At 60.2% G+C, this 20,756-nt stretch carries 21 protein-coding genes; 8 read left to right on the top strand and 13 right to left on the bottom strand.

The features are described 5' to 3' along the window. Nucleotides 1-20: 20 nt before the first annotated feature. The 4 genes from ACR0J5_RS07225 to ACR0J5_RS07210 all read right to left on the bottom strand — a co-directional run bounded on the left by ACR0J5_RS07225 (nt 21) and on the right by ACR0J5_RS07210 (nt 3,519). Nucleotides 21-1,379 (bottom strand): dicarboxylate/amino acid:cation symporter, encoded by a 1,359-nt coding sequence (locus ACR0J5_RS07225; RefSeq protein WP_480651827.1) that lies wholly within the window; start codon nt 1,377-1,379, stop codon nt 21-23. A gap of 315 nt (nt 1,380-1,694) precedes the next feature. Beyond that, nucleotides 1,695-2,522 carry an arginyltransferase gene (locus ACR0J5_RS07220; protein WP_480651825.1) on the bottom strand — a complete coding sequence of 276 codons (828 nt, stop codon included), beginning with the start codon at nt 2,520-2,522 and terminating at the stop codon, nt 1,695-1,697. A 75-nt stretch (nt 2,523-2,597) separates the two neighbouring features. Beyond that, a complete protein-coding gene (locus tag ACR0J5_RS07215) occupies nt 2,598-3,029 on the bottom strand; it encodes an RDD family protein (protein WP_480651823.1) in 432 nt (143 codons plus the stop codon). Nucleotides 3,030-3,096: 67 nt separating this feature from the next. Next, complete coding sequence (locus tag ACR0J5_RS07210; RefSeq protein WP_480651821.1) at nt 3,097-3,519, bottom strand: DUF2852 domain-containing protein; 423 nt, start codon at nt 3,517-3,519, stop codon at nt 3,097-3,099. Nucleotides 3,520-3,705: 186 nt separating this feature from the next. Here ACR0J5_RS07210 and ACR0J5_RS07205 point away from each other — a divergent pair, with 186 nt between their 5' ends. The 4 genes from ACR0J5_RS07205 to ACR0J5_RS07190 are packed head-to-tail and all read left to right on the top strand — an operon-like array spanning nt 3,706 to nt 8,535. Next, on the top strand, nt 3,706-6,495 hold the full coding sequence (locus ACR0J5_RS07205; protein ID WP_480651819.1) for a [protein-PII] uridylyltransferase family protein: 2,790 nt from the start codon (nt 3,706-3,708) through the stop codon (nt 6,493-6,495). Next, entirely contained in the window at nt 6,482-6,754 is a 273-nt protein-coding gene (locus ACR0J5_RS07200; RefSeq protein WP_480651816.1) for a hypothetical protein, read from the top strand. Before ACR0J5_RS07205 ends, ACR0J5_RS07200 begins: the two co-directional genes overlap by 14 nt. A 39-nt stretch (nt 6,755-6,793) precedes the next feature. After that, nucleotides 6,794-7,996, top strand: a complete 1,203-nt coding sequence (locus ACR0J5_RS07195) for an RSP_2647 family RNA methyltransferase (protein ID WP_480651814.1) — start codon at nt 6,794-6,796, stop codon at nt 7,994-7,996. Further along, the gene (locus ACR0J5_RS07190) at nt 7,993-8,535 is read left to right on the top strand and encodes an RSP_2648 family PIN domain-containing protein (protein WP_480651812.1); all 543 of its coding nucleotides are present in this window, start codon (nt 7,993-7,995) and stop codon (nt 8,533-8,535) included. The genes ACR0J5_RS07195 and ACR0J5_RS07190 overlap by 4 nt, the downstream gene beginning before the upstream one ends. A 71-nt stretch (nt 8,536-8,606) precedes the next feature. Here ACR0J5_RS07190 and ACR0J5_RS07185 read toward each other — a convergent pair whose 3' ends face one another. The 6 genes from ACR0J5_RS07185 to ACR0J5_RS07160 form a co-directional block, all read right to left on the bottom strand. After that, on the bottom strand, nt 8,607-9,296 hold the full coding sequence (locus ACR0J5_RS07185; RefSeq protein ID WP_480651811.1) for a M48 family metallopeptidase: 690 nt from the start codon (nt 9,294-9,296) through the stop codon (nt 8,607-8,609). A gap of 54 nt (nt 9,297-9,350) precedes the next feature. Beyond that, nucleotides 9,351-9,806: a hypothetical protein gene (locus ACR0J5_RS07180; RefSeq protein WP_480651809.1), complete on the bottom strand. Its 456-nt coding sequence runs from the start codon at nt 9,804-9,806 to the stop codon at nt 9,351-9,353. A 132-nt stretch (nt 9,807-9,938) separates the two neighbouring features. Beyond that, on the bottom strand, nt 9,939-11,123 hold the full coding sequence (locus ACR0J5_RS07175) for a vWA domain-containing protein (protein ID WP_480651807.1): 1,185 nt from the start codon (nt 11,121-11,123) through the stop codon (nt 9,939-9,941). Nucleotides 11,124-11,126: 3 nt separating this feature from the next. Further along, entirely contained in the window at nt 11,127-11,297 is a 171-nt protein-coding gene (locus ACR0J5_RS07170; RefSeq protein ID WP_480651806.1) for a hypothetical protein, read from the bottom strand. Between the two features lie 3 nt (nt 11,298-11,300). Continuing rightward, nucleotides 11,301-12,665, bottom strand: coding sequence for a DUF2927 domain-containing protein (locus ACR0J5_RS07165; RefSeq protein WP_480651804.1), 1,365 nt, complete (start codon nt 12,663-12,665; stop codon nt 11,301-11,303). A gap of 186 nt (nt 12,666-12,851) precedes the next feature. Next, nucleotides 12,852-13,697, bottom strand: coding sequence for an AAA family ATPase (locus ACR0J5_RS07160; RefSeq protein WP_480651802.1), 846 nt, complete (start codon nt 13,695-13,697; stop codon nt 12,852-12,854). 372 nt (nt 13,698-14,069) lie between these two features. Here ACR0J5_RS07160 and dksA point away from each other — a divergent pair, with 372 nt between their 5' ends. Both dksA and ACR0J5_RS07150 read left to right on the top strand, forming a co-directional pair. After that, nucleotides 14,070-14,492 (top strand): RNA polymerase-binding protein DksA, encoded by a 423-nt coding sequence (gene dksA / locus ACR0J5_RS07155; RefSeq protein WP_480651800.1) that lies wholly within the window; start codon nt 14,070-14,072, stop codon nt 14,490-14,492. Nucleotides 14,493-14,563: 71 nt separating this feature from the next. Further along, on the top strand, nt 14,564-15,715 hold the full coding sequence (locus ACR0J5_RS07150; protein ID WP_480651798.1) for an FAD-dependent monooxygenase: 1,152 nt from the start codon (nt 14,564-14,566) through the stop codon (nt 15,713-15,715). Nucleotides 15,716-15,719: 4 nt separating this feature from the next. Here the strand turns inward: ACR0J5_RS07150 and xth are convergent, their stop codons facing one another. Beyond that, nucleotides 15,720-16,499 (bottom strand): exodeoxyribonuclease III, encoded by a 780-nt coding sequence (gene xth / locus ACR0J5_RS07145; RefSeq protein ID WP_480651796.1) that lies wholly within the window; start codon nt 16,497-16,499, stop codon nt 15,720-15,722. Nucleotides 16,500-16,778: 279 nt separating this feature from the next. Further along, on the bottom strand, nt 16,779-17,102 hold the full coding sequence (locus ACR0J5_RS07140; RefSeq protein ID WP_480651795.1) for a HesB/IscA family protein: 324 nt from the start codon (nt 17,100-17,102) through the stop codon (nt 16,779-16,781). A 76-nt stretch (nt 17,103-17,178) separates the two neighbouring features. On the opposite strand from ACR0J5_RS07140, the gene ACR0J5_RS07135 reads away from it, so the two are divergent. Then, complete coding sequence (locus tag ACR0J5_RS07135) at nt 17,179-18,321, top strand: deoxyguanosinetriphosphate triphosphohydrolase (protein WP_480651793.1); 1,143 nt, start codon at nt 17,179-17,181, stop codon at nt 18,319-18,321. Here ACR0J5_RS07135 and ACR0J5_RS07130 read toward each other — a convergent pair whose 3' ends face one another. Beyond that, complete coding sequence (locus tag ACR0J5_RS07130) at nt 18,322-18,873, bottom strand: putative pterin-binding protein (protein WP_480651791.1); 552 nt, start codon at nt 18,871-18,873, stop codon at nt 18,322-18,324. A gap of 133 nt (nt 18,874-19,006) precedes the next feature. On the opposite strand from ACR0J5_RS07130, the gene argS reads away from it, so the two are divergent. Beyond that, nucleotides 19,007-20,752: an arginine--tRNA ligase gene (argS, locus tag ACR0J5_RS07125; RefSeq protein ID WP_480651789.1), complete on the top strand. Its 1,746-nt coding sequence runs from the start codon at nt 19,007-19,009 to the stop codon at nt 20,750-20,752. The last annotated feature ends 4 nt before the right edge of the window (nt 20,753-20,756 follow it).

The raw sequence follows: 20,756 nt of genomic DNA, 5'->3' as shown, positions 1-20,756 counted from the left end.
CAGGGGCCGCCGTTTTACTTTTACGCATCCGCTTGCTTGTGGGTGATACTGGCGAACTCAGCCTCTGCCTCATGATCAACATCCAAAGCAGACGGCGCAAACGCACCTGCGTCGGGGTCATTGAACACGGCACGGTCCAGCTTGCCCACCTTTTGCGCCACGATAGTCGTAACCACCGCATCCCCGGTGATGTTCACAACCGTGCGCATCATGTCCAGGATACGGTCGACGGCCAGAATGATCGCGATCCCGTCCAGCGGCATGCCCAGCTGGTTCAGAACCATGGCCAGCATCACGATCCCCACACCGGGAACCCCAGCCGTACCGATCGACGCCAGAACCGAGATCGAAATGATCGTCATATAGCCGCCCAGCCCCAGATCCATGCCATAGACATTGGCCAGAAATACAGTCGCGACCCCGTGCATGATGGCTGTGCCGTCCATGTTGATCGTGGCCCCCAGCGGAATGCCAAAGGATGCGACAGACCGGTCAACGCCGATGCGCTGGGTGACACACTGCATGCTGGCCGGGATCGTCGCGTTCGAGCTTGAGGTCGAGAACGCAAACACTTGGGCCGAACGCATTTTGCGCAGGAATTCACGCGGGCTGAGACCGGTAAACACATAGAGCAGCAGCATCAGCGTGACGCACAGATGGAAAACCAACGTCAAGCTGATCGTGGTCAGATAACCGATCACCGGCGCGAACAGGCTGAACCCCTCCAGCGCAAAGGTTCTGGTGATCAGGCAAAAGACACCGATCGGGGCAAATGCCATGACGATCTGTACGATTTTCATCGCCAGTTCATTCATGAAGGTGCAGCCTTCGACAAAGCCTTTGGCGCGGTTTCCGATCATCAGAACCGCTATGCCGACAACAATGACGTAGAAGATGATTTGCAACATCTCGCCATTGGCCAGCGCATGTATCGGGTTCTTTGGAACGATATTGGCCAATACGTGCCATGCGGTCTCTGCCTGGGCGACCGAGACGGATTGGTCCGCCAAGTGAAGGCTGGTGAATCCAGTGCCCGGATTGATCAGGTTGGCAAAGAAAAGGGCAGTGGCCAACGCCATCGCCGTAGTCGCCACGTAGATCACAAAGGTCAGCCCGCCGACACGGCCCAAAACCCTGAGATCGCCGATCCCGACCACGCCGCACAGCAATGAGAAAACGACCAGCGGAACCACCAGCATTTGCAGACCGTTCAGGAACATTTGCCCGATCATCAAGAACAGACCGTTGACCAGATGGTCCTGCACAAACGGTAGGTCGAAATAGTTCAGGGCGACGCCGAATGCTGTCCCCACCACCAGTGCGGTCAGGATTTGCGTCGTAAGGTTCGCAGCAAAAAGTCTGCGCACGGCATATGTCATCGGTCTTCCCCTCTGGCCATGACCAACGCAACAGACCGGGGGATCTGTTGTGCCACTCGTTACGTTTTCTTGACCCCGGGAAACCGAAATACCGTGGCGGATTGCGCGGGGTCTCAGATATTTGGTGACGTAAGGTAAGTATTCAACCGCATAATTTTTGTGCGATTATTACTTTTTGTTTAACTTTTGTGCGGCTTCGGATATCAAAAGAGAAAACTTATGATTTGTCAGCGGGTTAAGGCCGATCAGCTCTTTGCCGGTCAACGCGACGAACCGCCCAGAGTCCGGGCGGGCTTCGGGCGAATAGGCGCGCTGTCAGCTTTTCTTGGTGGGGTGACGGTCGGGCAATTGTATCCCGGCCACCTGTTCGGCAATGGGGGCTGTGGACAGCGGGTGGTGGCTGGCATCCACCATGTCTTTGGGGTTGTCGATGCTTTTCCAGCCGCCCTGCATATAGACCTCAAGCCCCGAGAAACGGGCCTTGTAGCCCATCTTGGGGCTGCCGGGCACCCAGTAGCCCAGATAGACATAGGGCAGGCCCGCCTCGCGCGCGATATCGATATGATCGAGGATCATATAGGTCCCAAGGGAATTCTGCGGCTGGTCCGGGTCGTAGAAGGAATAGACCATGCTCAGACCGTCATCCAGAACGTCGGTCAGGCTGACCGCGATCAGCGCGCCCGTTTCGGGGTCGGCATATTCGACAACACGGCTGCGGATCGGAGTTTCCTCGATCATCGCGGCGAATTCGAAGACATCCATATCGGCCATCCCGCCATCGGCGTGACGGGTATCCAGATAGCGGCGGAACAGCTCATACTGCTCATCCGTCGCCCACGGAGAGTTCGCCCGCCGTTGCAAGTACGAATTCCGCCGGGCGGCGCGTTTCTGGCTTTTGGTGGGGCGAAAGGCGGACACGTTGATGCGCGCCGACAAACACGCCGCGCAATCGGTACACGAGGGGCGGTAGAGCACGTTCTGAGATCGCCGAAACCCTTGCTGAGACAGGGAATTGTTCAGCTGATCCGCGCCTTCGCCCTGCAGCGCAGTGAACAGCTTACGCTCCATCCTGCCCTCAAGGTAAGGGCAGGGTTGAGGGGCCGTCACATAGAATTGCGGCGCAATTGGCAGCGTGTGTCGCATGAAGGTTCCGTGTTTCCTGAAACCGGATGATAACAACGGTTCCTTAGGTCGCCAAGTGATTCAATGCGCTGATTTTCAGGCCCGCTGGTTGATCATTACCGTGCCCAGAAACGCATCCGACAGGCCCTGTCCGCGCGAACTGGTCAGCATCATGATGACCGAGATGATCTGGATCACGAACACCGCCATGCTGACGAAATACCCGGCCGTATGGGCGATGGCCTTGCCCATATCCATGCGGGCCCCGAAGGCGTCGCGCAGCTCGATCCCCATGAACCGCATGCCCAGTGTCGCCGACCCGTTCGAGATCGTGACAACCCGGTACACAAAGCTGATGACGCCATAGATCAGCGGCAAAAAGAACAGCCCTGCGCCGAAGGTCAGGAAAACAGGGATGATACACAGCAATGAGATAAAGGCGATGTCGAACAGCCACGCGACAAAGCGTTTGGTGGTCACCGACTGATAGAACTCAGGCTGGTTGTCGGGATCGGGAAGGTGGGTCATTCAGAGTGTTCCGGGTGGTTGATATGGGGCACCCTGTCCCGAATGGCGGGACAGGGCAAGGTCTGGATCAGGCGCGGGCGCCGTCTTCGGCTTCATCGCTGTTGTCGCGGGCGCGTTCGTCCATGAACTGGTCAAACTCGGCCTTGTCCTTGGCGTCGCGCAGACGGCGCAGGAAGGCTTCGAAATCCTGCTGTTCGCGCTCCAGCCGGGCCAGCGTATCGGCCTTGTAGGCGTCAAAGGCGCTGTTGCCCGAGGGCTTCATCGCGCTCATGTGGCTGCTCCAGGGTTTGCGGTGGCTGCAGGATTTGCTGAACATGCGTTTGCTCCAGATCATATAGGCCAGAAGGGCCAGACCGACGGGCCAGAAAAAGATGAATCCAAGGACCATCACGGCGATCCAGGCACCTTTGCCTTTGTCGTCCAGCCAGGTCTCGATACGATGCAGCCAACCCGGATTTTCTGGGACGGCTGGGTTGGATAATGCGGTCATTTGGTCTCTCCGGGGTTGATGTAAATCGTTTTCACATTGTTAAGATGGGAAGCGCCTGGCGGGTTGCAAGGGGTGGATGTGAAAATGTTTTACATCGCTGTGTGCAGGTGTCGCATAAGAGCAGTTTCCGCTTGTGCAACCCTTTGAAATCAGGCCATCTCTGAACAGTGTAGTGCGGGGGCTTGCATGACAGACGCTTTGACGATCCACCGAATGCCGCGTGCCTTTGATGCCGGGTTGGGGGCTGAGGCGCGCGAGGCCGTGCCCGATCTGACCCCTGAACAGGGTGAGTTGATCGCCGGGGCAGCGGGGTCCAGCCCCTATCTGAAGGGGTTGATCGAACGCGAACGCGACTGGTTGGCCCCGGCCTTGCAGCAGCCCGATCAGGCGCTTGTGGATGTGATGCAGGTGGCCCGTGCTTTGCCTGCGGATCAGTTGAAGCCCGGTTTGCGGCAGGGCAAGCGGCGGATGGCCCTGCTGACCGCTCTGGCCGATCTGGCGGGTGCATGGCCGCTGGAAAAGGTTACCGCCGCGCTGACGGATTTCGGGGCGCTGGCGGCGGATGTTGCCGCCAAGGCCGAGATCGCGGCCCTGATCCGGCACGGCAAACTGCCGGGTATGACCGAGGAGGATGTCGAAACGGCCGCCGGGATGATCATTCTGGCCATGGGCAAGATGGGCGCGCATGAGCTGAACTACAGCTCGGATATCGACCTGATCGTGCTGTTTGACGAGACCCGGTTCGATCCCGATGATTTCTATGATGCGCGGCATGGAATGGTGCGGGCGACGCGGAATTTCTGCGCCACGCTCAGTGACAAAACCGCTGATGGTTATGTGTTCCGCACCGATCTGCGCCTGCGCCCCGATCCGGCGGTGACGCCGGTCTGTATGGCGGCTGAAGCGGCCGAGCGCTATTATGAAAGCCTTGGCCGCACTTGGGAACGCGCAGCCTATATCAAGGCGCGCCCCTGTGCGGGGGACATCGCGGCCGGGCAGCGGTTTCTGGATGCGCTGCGCCCCTTTGTCTGGCGGCGGCATCTGGATTTTGCCGCCATTCAGGACGCCCACGACATGCGACTGCGCATCCGCGAGAACAAGGGCACCGGCGGCGCGCTGATCATACCGGGCCATGACATGAAGCTGGGGCAGGGCGGTATTCGCGAGATCGAGTTCTTTACCCAGACCCGCCAGTTGATTGCCGGGGGCCGCGACCCCGATCTGCGGGTGCGTGGCACGGTGCCGGGTCTGGCCGCGCTGGCTGAAAAAGGCTGGGTGCCGCCCGAGGTTGCCGAGAAGCTGACCGATCACTACCGCGCCCACCGTGAGGTCGAACACCGCATTCAGATGGTCCACGACGCCCAGACCCACAAGGTGCCGCAATCCGAAGATGGTCTCGCGCGGGTCGCCTGCCTGATGGGCACCGACAGCGCCGCGCTGACCGCCGACCTGACCCGCCGCCTGACCGAAGTGCATGAACTGACCGAAGGTTTCTTTGCCCCCGGTGCCCCGACACCGGCCCCCACCACCGGGGCCGAGTTCGACCAAAGCGTGCTGGCCCGCTGGTCCACGTATCCCTCACTGCGGTCCCAGCGCGGTGCGCGGATTTTCGAACGGCTCAAGCCCGAGCTTCTGACGCGCTTGTCGAAGACCGCGAAACCCGACGAGGCCCTGCTGGCGCTGGACGGGTTCCTGTCGGGCCTTCCCGCCGGGGTGCAGCTGTTTTCGCTGTTCGAGGCCAACCCGCATCTGATCGACCTGCTGGTGGATATTGTCGGCACGTCCCACGCGCTGGCCGGGCATCTGTCGCGCAATGCCTCGGTCTTTGATGCGGTGATCGGCGGTAGTTTCTTTACCGATTGGCCGGGCCAAGCCGCCCTGCAGGCCGAGCTGTCAGCGGCGCTGGAGCAGGAAGCAGACTATGAAACGCAGCTGGATTTCGCCCGCCGCTGGTGCAAGGAATGGCATTTCCGCATCGGCGTGCACCACCTGCGCGGGTTGATCGATGGGGCGCAGGCCGGGCAGCAATATGCTGAACTCGCCTGCTCTGTCATCGCTGCTGTTTTGCCCTGCGTCACCGATCAGTTCGCCCGAAAACACGGGCCCGCACCGGGGCGCGGGGCGGCGGTGCTGGGGATGGGTTCGATTGGGGCGGGGCGCATAAACTCGCAATCCGATCTGGATATGATCGTGATTTACGATCCACTGGATCAGGACATGTCAGATGGCCCGCGCCCCCTGGCCACGCGCACATATTATGCCCGTTTCACGCAGGCTTTGATCACCGCGCTGAGTGCGCCGATGTCACAGGGGCGGCTCTATGAGGTCGACATGCGACTGCGCCCATCCGGCAATCAGGGACCGGTTGCAACCAGTTGGGCCAGCTTCACCAATTACCAGCAGAACGAGGCTTGGGTGTGGGAGCACCTCGCCCTGACCCGTGCCCGCGTGATCGCGGGCAACGCAGGGCTGGCGCAGGATATCGAAGGTTTTCGCGCCGCTTTCCTTCAGCAACCCGAAGACCGCAATAAGGTCCTGCACGAAGTGGCCGAAATGCGCGCGCGGCTGGCGGCGGCCAAATCCCCGGCGGGCATCTGGGACGCCAAGAACGGCCCCGGTCGCATGATGGATATCGAACTGCTGGCCCAGACTGGGGCGCTGCTGTCCGGGGTCACGCAACGCGACGTGCAGGCGGGATTGCAGGGTGCTGTCGCTGCCGCGTTGCTGGATGTCGCTCAGGCGCAGACACTGCAAGAGTGCTACGATTTATGCTGGTCGGTGCAATGCGCGGCCCGGCTGCTATCGGGCAAAGTGATCGAGGCCGACAAGATCGGCGAGGGCGGGGCGGCATTCTTGTGCCGCGCCACCGGGTTCGAACAGGTCGAACAGCTTCAGGCCGCGCTGCAAGAGAGCTATGACACCGCTGCCGAGATCATCGGCCGCGTGATCCAAGGGGGGCAGGATGCCGCGCAGTGACGATCCCAATGATCACAAGGGCCTGATCCGAGAGGCCTATCGCATCGACGGTATCACCTTGCCCGAATGCCGCAGCATCTTTCTGGACTGGGCGCTCAGCCTGCCGGGCGACCGTGATCAGGCGCAGGCTTTGGCCGCTTTGCACGCCCTTTATTCCGCGCAAGAGCCTGACCACCCGATGACCGAGGTGCTGACCGAGGGGCTGCAATCGGCCAAAGCACCCAAGCGGCGCGGCGGCTGGCGGTCCCGCCCGCGCTAGGGCTTTCCCCCCGCCGCGTTCACCACTAAGAGGGGCGGCATGACCCAAAGCCCTGATCGCCCCCGTATCCGCCTGAAACCCAAAGCCAACGCACGTGGCCTGCGCCACGGTTTTCCGTGGGTATATGCCAACGACATCGTCACCGACCGCCGGACCCGCAAGATCCCGGCAGGCGCCTTGGCGGTGCTTGAGGATGACAAACGGTCCCCGATTGCGCTGGTCGCTGTGAACCCCGAGTCCAAAATCATGTGCCGCGTGCTGGACCGTGATCTGGACGCCGAACTGAACGCTGAATGGTTCGAAACCCGCCTGCGCCGCGCGCTGGAGATGCGCGCGGGCCTATTCGATGCCCCCTATTACCGTCTGATCCATGCCGAGGCCGATGGCTTTCCTGGCGTGATCATCGACCGCTTTGGCGACGCCTGCGTGATCCAGCCCAACGCCGCCTGGGCCGAGGCGCATCTGGACATCCTCACCGAGGCTTTGGTCAAAGTGACAGGCGTGACCACGGTGCTGAAAAACGCCTCGGGCCGGACCCGTGGGCTTGAGGGTTTGGACGATGTCAACCTGACCCTGCGCGGAACGGCGCCTGATGCACCCCTGCCGGTGCCTATGAACGGCGCAACCTATATGGCCGATCTGACCGGCGGTCAGAAAACCGGGTTGTTCTATGACCAGCGCCCCAACCACGGCTTCGCGGCCCGACTGGTGCAGCCCGGCGCACAGGTACTGGACGTGTTCAGCCATGTGGGCGGGTTCGGTCTGGCGATGCTGGCCGGAGGTGCGGGTCAGGCGCTGTCCGTTGATGGCTCGGCCGCTGCGCTGGAACTGGCGACCCAGGGCGCGCAAGCCTCGGGATGCGCCGACAAGTTCCAGACCTGTCAGGGCGACGCGTTCGATGTCCTGACCCAACTGGGCGAAGAGGGTGCGCAATTCGATGTGGTGATCTGCGACCCGCCCGCCTTTGCGCCCTCGAAACAGGCGCTGGACGCAGGGCTGCGCGCCTATGAGCGTATCGCCCGGCTGGCGGCACCTTTGGTCAAACCGGGCGGTTATCTGGGCCTGTGCTCCTGTTCCCACGCCGCCGATCTGGGCCGCTTCCGCGACGCGTCCTCGCGCGGGATCGGTCGGGCAGGGCGGCAGGCGCAGCTGATCCACACAGGCTTTGCCGGCCCGGACCACCCGCAATTGCCGCAACTGGCCGAAAGCGGATACCTCAAAGCCGTGTTCTACAGGCTGTGAAGGCGGTTCTGGATACCTGCGTCATCTATCCCACGGTGATGCGAGAGATGCTGCTGGGCGCGGCAAAACTGGGCCATTTCCAACCCATCTGGTCCGCGCGTATCCTCGAAGAATGGGCCCGCGCCGCCCGAAAACTGGGCCCCACGGGCGAGGCGCAGGCCCGCGCCGAAATCGCCATCGCCCAATCCCACTGGCCAAATGCCGAACGCGCCGCCGCGCCCGGCATCGAACAACGCCTGTGGCTGCCGGACAGCGCCGACATCCACGTATTGGCAACGGCAGTCGCCGCCTCGGCTGATATCATCGTCACCGTCAACGCCAAGGATTTCCCGCGCAATGTCCTGTCAGAAGAGGGGCTGGAACGCCACGACCCCGACGGCCTGCTCCATGGCTTCTGGCTAAATGACCCCGAAGGCATGACCCAGACAGCCAACCGCGTTCTCGCCGAAGCCAACCGCCTGTCCGGCGACCAATGGACCCTGCGCGCACTGATGAAAAAAGCCCGCCTCCCAAGGCTTGGCAAAGCCCTCAGCACCTAAACCCGTCCCGCCCTTCTTCTTGTTGCAAATACGGCGGGGAGCGCGAGGGGCTGGCCCCTCGCAGCGCAACCCTATACGCCCGTACTCCAACGCTGCTCAAGCGCTTCCAGCGCCGCGATTCGCTCATCGGTTTTGGGATGGCTCATCAGCCACGCGGGCGTCACCCCAGCACGCTGCTGGGTCAAATCCTCAAGCTTGTGAAACAGGGATTTCTGTGGCCCGATCCCAATCCCCGCCTTGGTCAGTAATGCGGCGGCATATTCATCCGCCTCATACTCATCGCTGCGCGACAGGCGCGAGGCCAGAAGATGCGTGAGCATATTTGCAATCCACGCACCGATGAACGGAATGAACCGGTTCAACAGCATCATCAACGCCGCCCGCAGTGCATTCTGACCGGAAAAATCAATCATCCGCCGCCGCGCATGACCCAACGCCACATGGCCCAATTCATGCGCAATCACGCTGGCCATTTCCTCGGTCGAGACCTCTCCATTGCGGAACTTGCGATAAAACCCGCGGGTGATGAATATCCGCCCGTCGGCCGCAGCCAACCCGTTCACCGGGTCGATCTCGTAGATATAGACCGGCACCCGATCGATCCCCAGCGCTGCGGCCAAACGGTCGGTCATGCGTTTCAGAGCCGGATCCGCCAATTCGGTTGATTTCGCGTCCAACTCCCGATGAGTACGCCAGACCGAGACGCGGTACATCACGAGTGCATAGGCAATGGCCAAGAGGATCGGGGTCAGGCGAAGCATGGGTTAGATATGGGACTATGACGATGTATCGGCAAGCAGAGTACAAGGGCTTAATTAATTTGGGCGTTGGATTTCGTGATGTGTTACTTGAACCAAAGCACCGCGGTAATCATGATCAAGCGCATCAAATAAGAAATGAGCATTTCGCTCAAATGCGGAAAGTACTCTATGCGTTTCTAAATCTACGTTAATCGGGTTTTTCTTTTCAATTTTGAAGTGATTTTTGATCGAAAAAGGGTTCCAAGCCTTCCCGTTCATAAGCAGGAATTCGTCGTGCGGCAAAAATAGCCAGCTTTCTGTCCATTCAGCTGCAGTTGTTGGTAGTTCGTCAATTGAAGCGAAACCAAAACTGTTCTTGCTTTGGGTTACACTGAACCGAAATGAGCGATCTGAAGGTGAGAAAGAGACGCTGAATTGTTCAATGAAATTGGTGACTTCTTTACGGATTAATTCACCCTGATACACTTGGTTCGAAGGATCCCACTGAGCATTGTAGATCGGATGCGCCACGAAGCCCCATGGTTCGGAATAGGCTGCTACGCTATTGAATACGTTTAAAAAAAGCTTCTTGTTTGGCCTCAAAATCAACACTCCAAAGATCAATGAGTTAGGGCAATGCTATTGTCTGAAAGCTAGCTACTCTTACCGCGTTAATTCCCGCATCCCCTGTTCCAGCCCGGCCAGGGTCATCGGCACCATGCGGTCCTCGAAAATCTCGCGGATCATGCCGATGGAATGGGTGTACTCCCAGTATTTCTCGGGCACCGGGTTGATCCACAGGTTCGATGTCCACTGGTCCCGCGCGCGTTGCAGCCAGACCTGTCCGGCTTCCTGATTCCAATGTTCATTTGCGCCGCCGGGATAGGCGATCTCGTAGGGGCTCATCGAGGCGTCGCCGACAAAGATGCACTTGTAGTCGGGGCCATAGGTGCGCAGCACCTCATGGGTGGGGGTTTGCTGATCCCAGCGGCGGGCGTTGTCGCGCCAGACGCCTTCGTACAGGCAATTGTGGAAATAGTAGTATTCCAGATGCTTGAACTCGGTCCGCGCGGCCGAGAACAGTTCTTCGACCACCTTGATATGCGGGTCCATCGATCCGCCCACGTCCAGAAACAACAGCACCTTGACCGCGTTGTGACGCTCGGGCCGGGTTTTGACGTCGAGATAGCCGTGTTCGGCAGTGGCGCGGATGGTACCGTCCAGGTCAAGCTCTTCGGCGGCACCTTCGCGGGCCCAGCGGCGCAGGCGTTTCAGGGCGACTTTGATGTTGCGCGTACCCAGTTCAACCGTGTCGTCTAAATTCTTGAATTCACGCTTATCCCAGACTTTGACGGCGCGTTGGTGGCGGCTTTCCTTCTGGCCAATGCGCACCCCCTCGGGGTTATAACCATAGGCCCCGAATGGAGACGTCCCGGCGGTGCCGATCCATTTATTGCCGCCCTGATGGCGACCTTGCTGTTCCGCCAGCCGCTCGCGCAGCGTGTCCATCAGCTTGTCAAAGCCGCCCATGGCCTCGATCTCGGCCTTTTCGTCCTCGGACAGATGCTTTTCGGCCATTTTGGCCAGCCAGTCGGCGGGAATATCGACAGCTTCAAGCACCTGATCAAAACTGATCTGCTCAAGCCCTTCGAAACTGGCGGCAAAGGCGCGGTCGAACTTGTCGATATTGCGCTCATCCTTCACCATCGAGACGCGGGCGAGGTAATAGAACGCCTCGACATCATAGGTGACCAGACCCTTTTTCATCCCCTCCAGAAAGGTCAGGTATTCACGTAAGGATACGGGAATGCCAGCTTTGCGGAGGTTTTCGAAAAAGGGTAGAAACATCGGCTATACTACAAACCTGACCAGAATAAGCGACAGCGCCAGCCCGATCAGGGCAAAAGCGATGCCATAACCGGCGGCATATTGGGCCATGTCGGCGCGGTTGCCATTGCGTTTGCGCGCCGCCAGTACCCCCAGGATAACCCCCAGAAGCGCCATTCCCAAAACCACGACCATGCCTTATCCGCCCCTGTTGTTGGTCGGTCCTTCAGCCACATCGCGCATCAGCGACCGGACCACCGTTTCCGAGCCGAACCCGTAGCGCGCCCATCCCAGACTGTCCAGCCTGACGGAACGTGCCTCGGTGCTGCGGCCCGCCTGGTTGAGGGCCTCGGATTTCAGCAGAAGCAGCGTCGCCAATTGCGAGGCGTTTTCGGCACGGGTCATCACGTTGATGGCCTTGTCCAGTTCAGGCAGAAAGGCGGGGCCTTCGCCTTGTGCCAGCGCAAAGGCGGCAAGTTGGGTTGTAACATAGGCCTGATGCACTTCGGTCCCCGGGGTGGAGCGCAGGTATTGCAAGGCAATCAGATAGTTATCCAGTGCCTCTTGTGGTTCGTCGAACTGTCCCATGCGCCCCATCAGGTAATAGGGATAAGCGCGGCGGTGATCGGTCCAGCCCTCTTCTGCGCCAATTCGTGCCGCCTTTTGCGCCGCCCGCATCCGACTTTGCGTGCGCAAAGACGGGCGCAGAGAGCGTTGAACCGCGTTGATCCAATCGCGAGGCGTTTCGGTCAGCGGTTGCGCGGGCAGGGCGTCGCCACGAGGGTTCAGGCGGGACAGGATGGCGGGTAGGGCGGCCTCGACCTGTTCCCGGCTCATGCCGTTGCGCAGGGCCGGGTCATAGGCGGTGCGCAGGATCAGCATGTCGAACCCGGTCAGAACCGTATGGATGTTGTCATCGTTGAAAACGGAATCTGACAGGTGATAGAGGTCATTCAACGGCCCCAGGGCCTGCGCAATTTCTTCGTGCAGGCAGTCGCGCTTTTCCTGCGGGCTGGCGTCGTAGGGGATGAAGATGCCCAGCCTCTCGCGGCTGTTCAGGCGGGTCCAGCTGCTTTTCTGTTTGCGCCGGTCGCGGCGATATTCCTCAAAGCTTGAGGCGTTGGGTACCACGAAACAGGCCGCTTGGGGCAGGATTTCGTGGATCTGCGCCTGGCTGACGGCTTCGACGGTGATGTTTGCAGAACCTTCTGTTACCTGGCGAATGTCAATTCCGGCCTCACTGCGCAACCGGTTCAGCAGGCGGGTCAGGTCGCGCTGCATCGACGGGGTCGGCGCGCCCGTCAGTTGCAAGGTGATCGGCGCTTCAAACCGTGTGAAAGCTGGCAGTTGTGTGCCACCTTCCAGCGCGAAATGAAGCGTGACGAAATCAGCGGCGATATTCACATTCGACCGGCCCGCGGGCGTGGGTGCCGGTCGCGAGAATGATTTTGCCGGGGGTAAGGTCTCTTCGATCACGCGCACACGGGTCGACACCTCGGTCGGTTCGACCGTTGTACAGCCCGCTATGGCCACAGCGGCGAAAAATGCAGCCCAACACTTCATGGCTGATCAGGTCGCATCAGCTTCAGCCGCCTGTCAGCGCCGCCCCCGTGTGTGGTCACAATGTCAGCCAATCAGATTGCCCCGCCTTGCCCAAAGCCGCCACGCCTGAACGGGTCGGGCGGCCTTGCCAATGCTGACAGGCCGCGCCGCGCATGGCAAGCGACGATCACCGGATGTTCAACACCGTCACCGTTTGCTGCGCGCCATAAAGGCCAGACGTTCGAACAGATGCACATCCTGTTCGTTCTTCAACAGCGCGCCGTGCAGCTTGGGCAGCGCATTCGCGCCATCGCGTTTCAGATCCTCGGCGCTCAGGTCCTCGGCCAGCAGCAGCTTGAGCCAGTCCAGAACCTCAGAGGTCGAAGGTTTTTTCTTCAGCCCCTGCGTGTCGCGGATTTCATAGAACTGGGTCAGCGCAGTGGTCAGCAGCGCGTCCTTGATGCCGGGATGGTGCACCTCGACGATGCGGCGCATCGTGGCCTCATCGGGAAAGCGGATATAGTGAAAGAAACAGCGGCGCAAAAACGCGTCGGGCAGTTCTTTTTCGTTGTTCGAGGTGATGATCACGATGGGGCGGTTTCTGGTCTTGATCGTCGCGCCGGTCTCATAGACATGGAACTCCATCTTATCGAGTTCCTGCAGCAGATCGTTGGGAAACTCGATATCAGCCTTGTCGATCTCATCGATCAGCAGCACGACCTTTTCATCGGCCTCAAACGCCTGCCACAGCTTGCCCTTGCGGATATAGTTCGACACGTCATGCACACGTTCATCACCCAGCTGACTATCACGCAATCGGCTGACGGCATCATATTCGTACAAACCCTGCTGCGCGCGGGTGGTGGATTTCACGTTCCACTCGATCATCTTCAGACCCAGCGCACCAGCCACCTGTTTGGCCAGTTCGGTCTTGCCCGTGCCGGGTTCGCCTTTGACCAGCAGCGGACGCTCCAGCGTCACGGCGGCGTTCACGGCAATGGTCAGGTCATCTGTGGCAACATATTCTGCTGTGCCTTGGAAACGTGCGGTCATTGGCCCCTCATGATGTGTCACGCGACATGTGGCACCGGGGTTACAGAGTGGCCGGGATTTTTACAACCCGGCACGCTGCGTCGGCAGGTGCCGAATTGCCTAACGAGTCCAATAACTTTGAATGATTCGAGCGCTAACACGACGTTCGGTAACTTTGGCAGCGCCATAAAAAGGCCCGCAGGTTTCCACAGAAAAACAAGGATTTGTTGTTAGATGTCTCACATTTAGACCACGCAAGTTCACACATCACGGGCGCGACGTTTGCATAGTGACAATCCCCGCGCCGTCAGATAAACGCTGCGCAGAAGGGAATGCCTCATGTCTGGTGAAGAGAGAGCACTCGGCGTTGCAGGCCACACCGAGGGAGCAAAGATGAAGCAGGAAGTATTTCTGCCCGAAGATTATCGTCCGGCCGAAGACGAACCATTTATGAACGACAGGCAGCTCGAATATTTTCGTCGTAAGCTGCTGGAATGGAAGAACGAGCTTCTGGCAGGCAGCCGCGACACGATCGAAGGGCTGCAGGACAACACCCGTAACATTCCGGACGTCGCAGACCGCGCCAGCGAAGAAACCGACCGCGCGCTGGAACTGCGCACCCGTGACCGTCAGCGCAAGCTGGTGGCCAAGATCGACTCGGCCCTGCGCCGGATTGACGAGGGTGAGTACGGCTATTGCGAAATGACCGGCGATCCGATCTCGTTGAAGCGTCTGGATGCGCGCCCGATCGCGACCATGACGCTTGAGGCGCAGGAACGGCACGAACGCCGCGAAAAGGTCCACCGCGACGATTGATCGCTGGACGAGAGCAAAATTCTGAAACGCCGGGGCCTGTCGCCTCGGCGTTTTTGCGTTAAGGCAGTGCCATGAAGATCGACGGTTTGAAATTCACTGTTATAGGCGGCGGAATAGGGGGGCTGTCGGTCGCGCTGGCGCTGCGACAGCGCGGGGCAGAGGTCACCGTGCTAGAGCAGGCGCCGGCTTTGACCGAGGTTGGGGCCGGATTGCAGATCAGCGCCAATGGCATGGCGGTGCTGAGGGCGCTGGGTGTGGCTGACGATGTACCGGAAGCGGGACAATTGTCCTATGGAACCGCGTTACGTGACTATCGCCGGGGCCGCGTCATCAGCCGGGTGCCCGCGCCAGCCGCTGGTCCGACCTATTATTACCACCGCGCCGACCTGCTGGACCTGCTGCACCGCGCCGCGTCCGAAACTGGCGTCGATATCCGTCTGAACGCCCGCGTGGCGAAGGTGATCAACCATCCCGCCGAGGCCGAAGTGGTGTTGGAAAACGGCGAACGGATGCGCTCGGAATGCGCCATTGCTGCCGATGGCGGGCGCAGCGTGATCCGGCCGATCCTGAACGGCGACGAAGCACCCCAATTCACCCACCAGATTGCGTGGCGCGCGACTGTCCCGTGGTCGCAGCGCGAAGATATGCCGTGTGCCTCGCTGACCATGGGGCCGGGGCGTCATGTGGTAACCTATCCCCTGCGTGACCAACGACTGATGAACCTGGTCGCGATCGAGGAACGCTCGGACTGGCAAGAAGAAGGCTGGCGTCTGACGGGTGACCCCGATGACCTGCGCGCTCGGTTTTCTGATTTTGGTGGTCCGGTGCGCGACATTCTCGCGCAAGTGACCGAAACCAACCTATGGGCGCTGTTCCTGCGCCCGGTTGCGCAGAATTGGCAAAACGGGCGTTTGGCCTTGTTAGGTGATGCAGCACACCCGACGCTGCCCTTCATGGCGCAGGGCGCGTGTCTGGCGCTGGAAGATGCTTGGGTTCTGGCCCGCGCTTTTGAGGACCAATCCGGCGTCACGCAGGCGTTGGCGGCTTACGAAGCCAAGCGCCGCCCCCGGGCCATGCGCGTCGTCGCAGCAGCCGGAGCCAATGCGCGCAACTTCCACCTGCGTGGGCCGATGCGCTTGGCAGCCCAGATGGCTCTGATGGTGATTGGCCCGCAAATGGCGAAGAAATACGAGTGGATCTACGGCTACGACGCGACCGCGTGAACGGTCACAGGTCGAGATCGACCCAGACCGGAACGTGATCCGACGGTTTTTCATGCCCGCGCACAGCCGCATCGATCTGGCAATCGCGCATCAGATCGGCAGCTTGCGGTGTCAGCAGGAAGTGGTCGATGCGAATGCCGTCATTCTTGTTCCATGCCCCGGCCTGATAATCCCAAAAGGAATAATGCCCGGGCCCTTGCGTGCGTGCGCGAAACGCCTCGGTAAACCCCAAGTTTAGGATTTTTCGATACGCGGCGCGGCTTTCGGGGCGGAACAATGCGTCCTCGCGCCAAACATCCGGGCGGGCGGCGTCCTCGGCTTGCGGAATGATATTGTAATCGCCCGCCATCAGCGCGGGCTCCTCACCGGCCATCAGGTCGCGGGCGCGGTCGTAAAGCCGCTCCATCCAGGCCAGCTTGTAGTCATATTTCGGCCCGGGCGCGGGGTTGCCGTTGGGCAAATACAACCCGCAGATACGCAGGGCCTTTTTGCCAATCACAGTGGCTTCGATCCAGCGCGCCTGTTCGTCCGTATCGTCGCCGGGCAAACCACGGGTCACATCTTCCAAAGGCAGCTTCGACAGAATCGCGACACCGTTGAAACTCTTCTGCCCATGTGTTTCGACGTTGTAGCCGCGCTCTTCGAAGATCTCACGCGGGAAGTTCTCGTCGACCGATTTGATTTCCTGAAGCAGCGCGACATCCGGCTGCGCCTCGTCCAGCCACCGGGGTAGAGCCTCGGCCCTTGCCTTGATACCGTTGATATTGAACGTGGCGATTTTCATGGGCGACCCTCCGAGGCTGTTGGCAACCTATCGCGCAGAATGAACCCAGCGGCAAGTGGCGGCGGCGGATGCGAGGCTCTGCCTCGCGCTCCGGGATATTTTTGGACAGATGAAGAAACGGATCCTTAACCAATTTGTTCGAAGTAGGGGGAGCGGTACAGGCGGGGACGCCGATGACCGCGACAGGTGAAGCTCTCCGGTGCAAAGGCCGGGGAGCGGATCCCTGCTTCATCTGTCCAAAAATATCCTGGGGGTGTGGGGGTAAAGCCCCCACCGGCGCTACATCGAGAAAGATGTGCCGCAGCCGCAGGAGGAGGTGGCGTTCGGGTTCTCGATCACGAACCGGGCACCGATCAATTCCTGCGTGAAATCGATCACCGCGTTTTCGAGAAAAGGCAGGGAGACCGAGTCCACGATGACCTTTTGGCCTTTGCCTTCCAGCACAAGATCATCCGCTTTCGGTTGATCCAGCGCGATTTCGTATTGAAAACCGGAACATCCGCCGCCTTCCACGGCGACGCGCAAGGCCTGCCCTTGATCCGCCGCGCCGATTTCGGCGAGTCGGTCAAAGGCGCGTTCCGTGACTGTGGGGGGCAGATTCATGCCAGACTCCAAAGGTTTATTTCCTGATCGCACTACAATATATGTAACCTGACGACAGGCGACAAGGACAAGACCTTTGAACAGAGCGGGTTTTGCCTCGGACCCCGGCCGCGCAAGGGGGCGGTTGGTGCCAGAGGAAGAGAGCAGTTTCCGATCATGCTTTCAGCGCGATCGGGACAGGATCATCCATGCCAGCGCCTTTCGGCGGCTTAAGCACAAGACACAGGTTTTTGTCGAGCATGAGGGCGACAGCTATCGCACCCGTCTGACACATTCCATCGAGGTCGCTCAGGTTGCGCGCACCATTGCGGGCGCTTTGGGGCTGAACCCGGAACTGACCGAAGCAGTGGCTTTGGCGCATGATCTTGGGCACACGCCGTTTGGGCATACGGGCGAGGATGCGCTGCACGCATTGATGCAGCCCTATGGCGGGTTTGATCACAACGCGCAGGCCATTCGCATCGTGACGCGGCTGGAACGCCACTATGCCGAATTCGATGGCTGCAACCTGACCTGGGAATGTCTGGAAGGGATCGCCAAGCATAACGGCCCGGTGACTGGCGAATTGCCTTGGGCTCTGGCCGAGTGCAACGCGGGATTTGATCTGGAGCTGCACACTCATGCCAGTGCCGAGGCGCAGGTGGCGGCCCTGTCGGATGACATTGCCTACAACAACCACGATCTGTTGGACGGGCTGCGGGCTGATTTGTTCACGGATGAAGAAATCCAGCAACTGCCTATCGTTGGCGATTGCTATGCGGACGTGGACCGGAAGTACCCGGGCCTCGATCCGTATCGCCGCCGGCATGAGGCGCTGCGTAGGGTGTTTGGTGTCATGGTTTCGGACGTGATCGATACTTCGCGTGATTTGATCGCAGGTTCAGGGGCGCAGACGGTCGAGGATATCCGTCATCTGGGCCATCCGGTGGTTCAGTTCTCAACCGGGCTATGGGCGCAGCTCAAGGAAATCCGCGCGTTCCTCTTCACCCGTATGTATCGCGCGCCCAGCGTGATGCAGGTGCGCGCCGAGGTGAGCAGAGTCGTCGAGGAGCTGTTTCCGATCTACCTGAGCGACCCCAAGCAGATGCCCGCGCGCTGGCACGAGGATATTGAGGCGGCGCAGGATGAAACCGCGCTGGCCCGGATTGTGTCGGACTATATCGCCGGGATGACGGACCGGTTTGCCTTGCAGGATCACAAGCGACTGACGGGCGGCTAGTTACTCGATCCCGATATAGGCCAGAGCCCAGACCTGTTGTCCGGCCTGTGTCTGCGCCAGTTCGACATCGCCTGTTGCGGGGAACACGATCATGGTGGGGCCATAGCCGCCGATGCCCATCGGTGCGCCATCCGCATGAGTGGCCACGATTGGCTGGTGGTCGGTGATGCTCTCCCACTCGATTTCCGACTGATAACCATCCAGCGCCATGGGGCGGGCCGTTTTGCCCGCAGCCCCGGCCATCGTCATCACGTCCGATAGCAGCGGGCCGGAAAAGGCGATGTCACGTTTGTTGTCTTCGGGGCCGTAGGTGATGGTGATCTCGACCTGCGGCAGCCCGTCCAGCATGGCGGCGTCGAACCCGGCGGCGCCGTCGTGCTGAACTTCAAGATAGCCCAGAAGACCGCCGTCATTTTCCCCACGGGCTGGCAGGTTTGTTTCGGTGACCGCACCACCCAGTGTCAGCAGAACGTGCCCCGTGGGTGCCGGAATGTCCGCAAAAGCGGGCAGGGCAGTTGTCAGCAGCAGGGCAAAGGGCAGGACAAGGCGCATCAGTGGTTCTCCGGCAAAGGTAATTGCGCCGACATTACCGGGGATGGACGCGAAACCAAGCGCAAATATTAGGCGTGCATTGACCTTGCCGCGTTGCGTGGTAAACCGCCCGGCAAGCAAAAGGACATCCGTAATGAACCTGTTTTCCGAGATCCGCGGCCTGGTACTGGACGCGCTGGCGCAGATGCAGTCCGAAGGCGCGCTGCCCGAGGGGCTGAGCTTTGACAATGTCGCCGTGGAACCTCCGCGCGATGCGGCGCATGGCGACATGGCCACGAACGCGGCGATGGTGCTGGCGAAACCGGCCAAGATGAAGCCGCGCGATATTGCCGATGTGCTGGCCGGGAAACTGGCTGCCGATGACCGGATCACCAGTGCCGAGGTGGCGGGGCCGGGGTTCCTGAACCTGCGTCTTGCGCCGTCCGTTTGGCAAGGTGTGCTGGCGGCGGTGCTGGAGCAGGGCACTGATTATGGCCGCTCGACCATGGGAGCCGGGCAGAAGGTGAACGTGGAATATGTGTCGGCCAACCCCACTGGTCCGCTGCATGTGGGTCATACGCGCGGTGCGGTGTTTGGCGATGCCTTGGCAAGCCTGCTGGCCTATTCCGGCCATGATGTGACCCGCGAGTATTACATCAACGATGGCGGTGCACAGGTGGATGTGCTGGCGCGGTCGGCCTATGAACGCTATCGCGAGGCCAATGGCCTGAGCCCCGAGATCGCCGAGGGTCTATATCCCGGTGACTACCTGATCCCGATCGGTGAGGCGCTGAAAGAAAAGTATGGCGACAGCCTGATCGACAAGCCCGAAAGCGAATGGCTGGAAGAGCTGCGCAATTTCTCCACCGACGCGATGATGGACCTGATCCGCGCTGACCTGAAGGCGCTGGGCGTTGAGATGGACGTGTTCTTCTCGGAGAAATCCCTCTACGGCACGGGCCGGATTGAAGCCGCACTGCAGTCGCTGACCGACAAGGGCCTGATCTATGAGGGCGTGCTGGAACCGCCCAAGGGCAAAAAGCCCGAGGATTGGGAACCGCGTGAGCAGACCCTGTTCAAATCGACCGAACATGGCGATGACGTCGACCGCCCGGTGAAGAAATCGGATGGCTCGTGGACGTATTTCGCGCCTGATATCGCCTATCACTATGACAAGGTGAGCCGTGGTTTTGACGCGCTGATCGATGTGTTTGGTGCGGACCACGGCGGTTACGTTAAGCGGATGAAGGCCGCCGTTTCGGCGCTGTCTGACGGCAAAGTGCCGCTGGATATCAAGCTGACGCAGCTGGTGAAGCTGTGGAAAAATGGCGAGCCGTTCAAGATGTCGAAACGGGCGGGGAACTTTGTCACCCTGCGCGACGTGGTCGATCAGGTTGGGCCGGATGTGACCCGTTTCGTCATGCTGACCCGCAAGAACGACGCGCCGCTGGATTTCGATTTCGACAAGGTTCTGGAACAAAGCCGGGAGAACCCAGTGTTTTACGTGCAATATGCCCATGCCCGGGTCATGAGCGTGCTGCGCCGTGCGGCTGAGGCCGGGATCGCAACCGATGACGCGACGCTTGCCGCTGCGGACCTTGGTAAGAACGATCATGCCTCGGAACTGACAGTGGCCAAGAAGCTGGCCGAATGGCCGCGTCTGGTCGAAATCGCCGCCCGCACGAATGAGCCGCACCGCGTTGCGTTCTACCTCTATGAATTGGCCGGGGACTTCCACGCGCTGTGGAACAAGGGCAATGACGAAACCCAGCTGCGGTTCATTCAGGATGGCGATGTTGCCACAAGCCAGTCAAAAATCGCATTGGCCCGTGCCGTTTCTGTTGTGATTTCAGCGGGCTTGGGTATTCTTGGCGTTACCCCGGCGCAGGAGATGCGGTAACAAA

It is taken from the genome of Ruegeria sp. BE1, from assembly GCF_056538885.1.
Note: the sequence above shows the minus strand (reverse complement) of the source record. Positions and strands in the feature narration are given on the sequence as shown.

What these genes read in the sequence shown, in the direction of transcription:
- ACR0J5_RS07205 (WP_480651819.1), top strand. Translation starts at nt 3,706, where the DNA reads ATGACAGACGCTTTGACGATCCACCGAATGCCGCGTGCCTTTGATGCC.
- ACR0J5_RS07150 (WP_480651798.1), top strand. Translation starts at nt 14,564, where the DNA reads ATGAAGATCGACGGTTTGAAATTCACTGTTATAGGCGGCGGAATAGGG.
- ACR0J5_RS07175 (WP_480651807.1), bottom strand. Translation starts at nt 11,123, where the DNA reads ATGTTTCTACCCTTTTTCGAAAACCTCCGCAAAGCTGGCATTCCCGTA.
- ACR0J5_RS07185 (WP_480651811.1), bottom strand. Translation starts at nt 9,296, where the DNA reads ATGCTTCGCCTGACCCCGATCCTCTTGGCCATTGCCTATGCACTCGTG.
- ACR0J5_RS07210 (WP_480651821.1), bottom strand. Translation starts at nt 3,519, where the DNA reads ATGACCGCATTATCCAACCCAGCCGTCCCAGAAAATCCGGGTTGGCTG.
- ACR0J5_RS07225 (WP_480651827.1), bottom strand. Translation starts at nt 1,379, where the DNA reads ATGACATATGCCGTGCGCAGACTTTTTGCTGCGAACCTTACGACGCAA.
- ACR0J5_RS07195 (WP_480651814.1), top strand. Translation starts at nt 6,794, where the DNA reads ATGACCCAAAGCCCTGATCGCCCCCGTATCCGCCTGAAACCCAAAGCC.
- ACR0J5_RS07165 (WP_480651804.1), bottom strand. Translation starts at nt 12,665, where the DNA reads ATGAAGTGTTGGGCTGCATTTTTCGCCGCTGTGGCCATAGCGGGCTGT.
- ACR0J5_RS07160 (WP_480651802.1), bottom strand. Translation starts at nt 13,697, where the DNA reads ATGACCGCACGTTTCCAAGGCACAGCAGAATATGTTGCCACAGATGAC.
- dksA (WP_480651800.1), top strand. Translation starts at nt 14,070, where the DNA reads ATGAAGCAGGAAGTATTTCTGCCCGAAGATTATCGTCCGGCCGAAGAC.
- ACR0J5_RS07215 (WP_480651823.1), bottom strand. Translation starts at nt 3,029, where the DNA reads ATGACCCACCTTCCCGATCCCGACAACCAGCCTGAGTTCTATCAGTCG.
- argS (WP_480651789.1), top strand. Translation starts at nt 19,007, where the DNA reads ATGAACCTGTTTTCCGAGATCCGCGGCCTGGTACTGGACGCGCTGGCG.
- ACR0J5_RS07220 (WP_480651825.1), bottom strand. Translation starts at nt 2,522, where the DNA reads ATGCGACACACGCTGCCAATTGCGCCGCAATTCTATGTGACGGCCCCT.
- ACR0J5_RS07140 (WP_480651795.1), bottom strand. Translation starts at nt 17,102, where the DNA reads ATGAATCTGCCCCCCACAGTCACGGAACGCGCCTTTGACCGACTCGCC.
- ACR0J5_RS07130 (WP_480651791.1), bottom strand. Translation starts at nt 18,873, where the DNA reads ATGCGCCTTGTCCTGCCCTTTGCCCTGCTGCTGACAACTGCCCTGCCC.
- xth (WP_480651796.1), bottom strand. Translation starts at nt 16,499, where the DNA reads ATGAAAATCGCCACGTTCAATATCAACGGTATCAAGGCAAGGGCCGAG.
- ACR0J5_RS07200 (WP_480651816.1), top strand. Translation starts at nt 6,482, where the DNA reads ATGCCGCGCAGTGACGATCCCAATGATCACAAGGGCCTGATCCGAGAG.
- ACR0J5_RS07170 (WP_480651806.1), bottom strand. Translation starts at nt 11,297, where the DNA reads ATGGTCGTGGTTTTGGGAATGGCGCTTCTGGGGGTTATCCTGGGGGTA.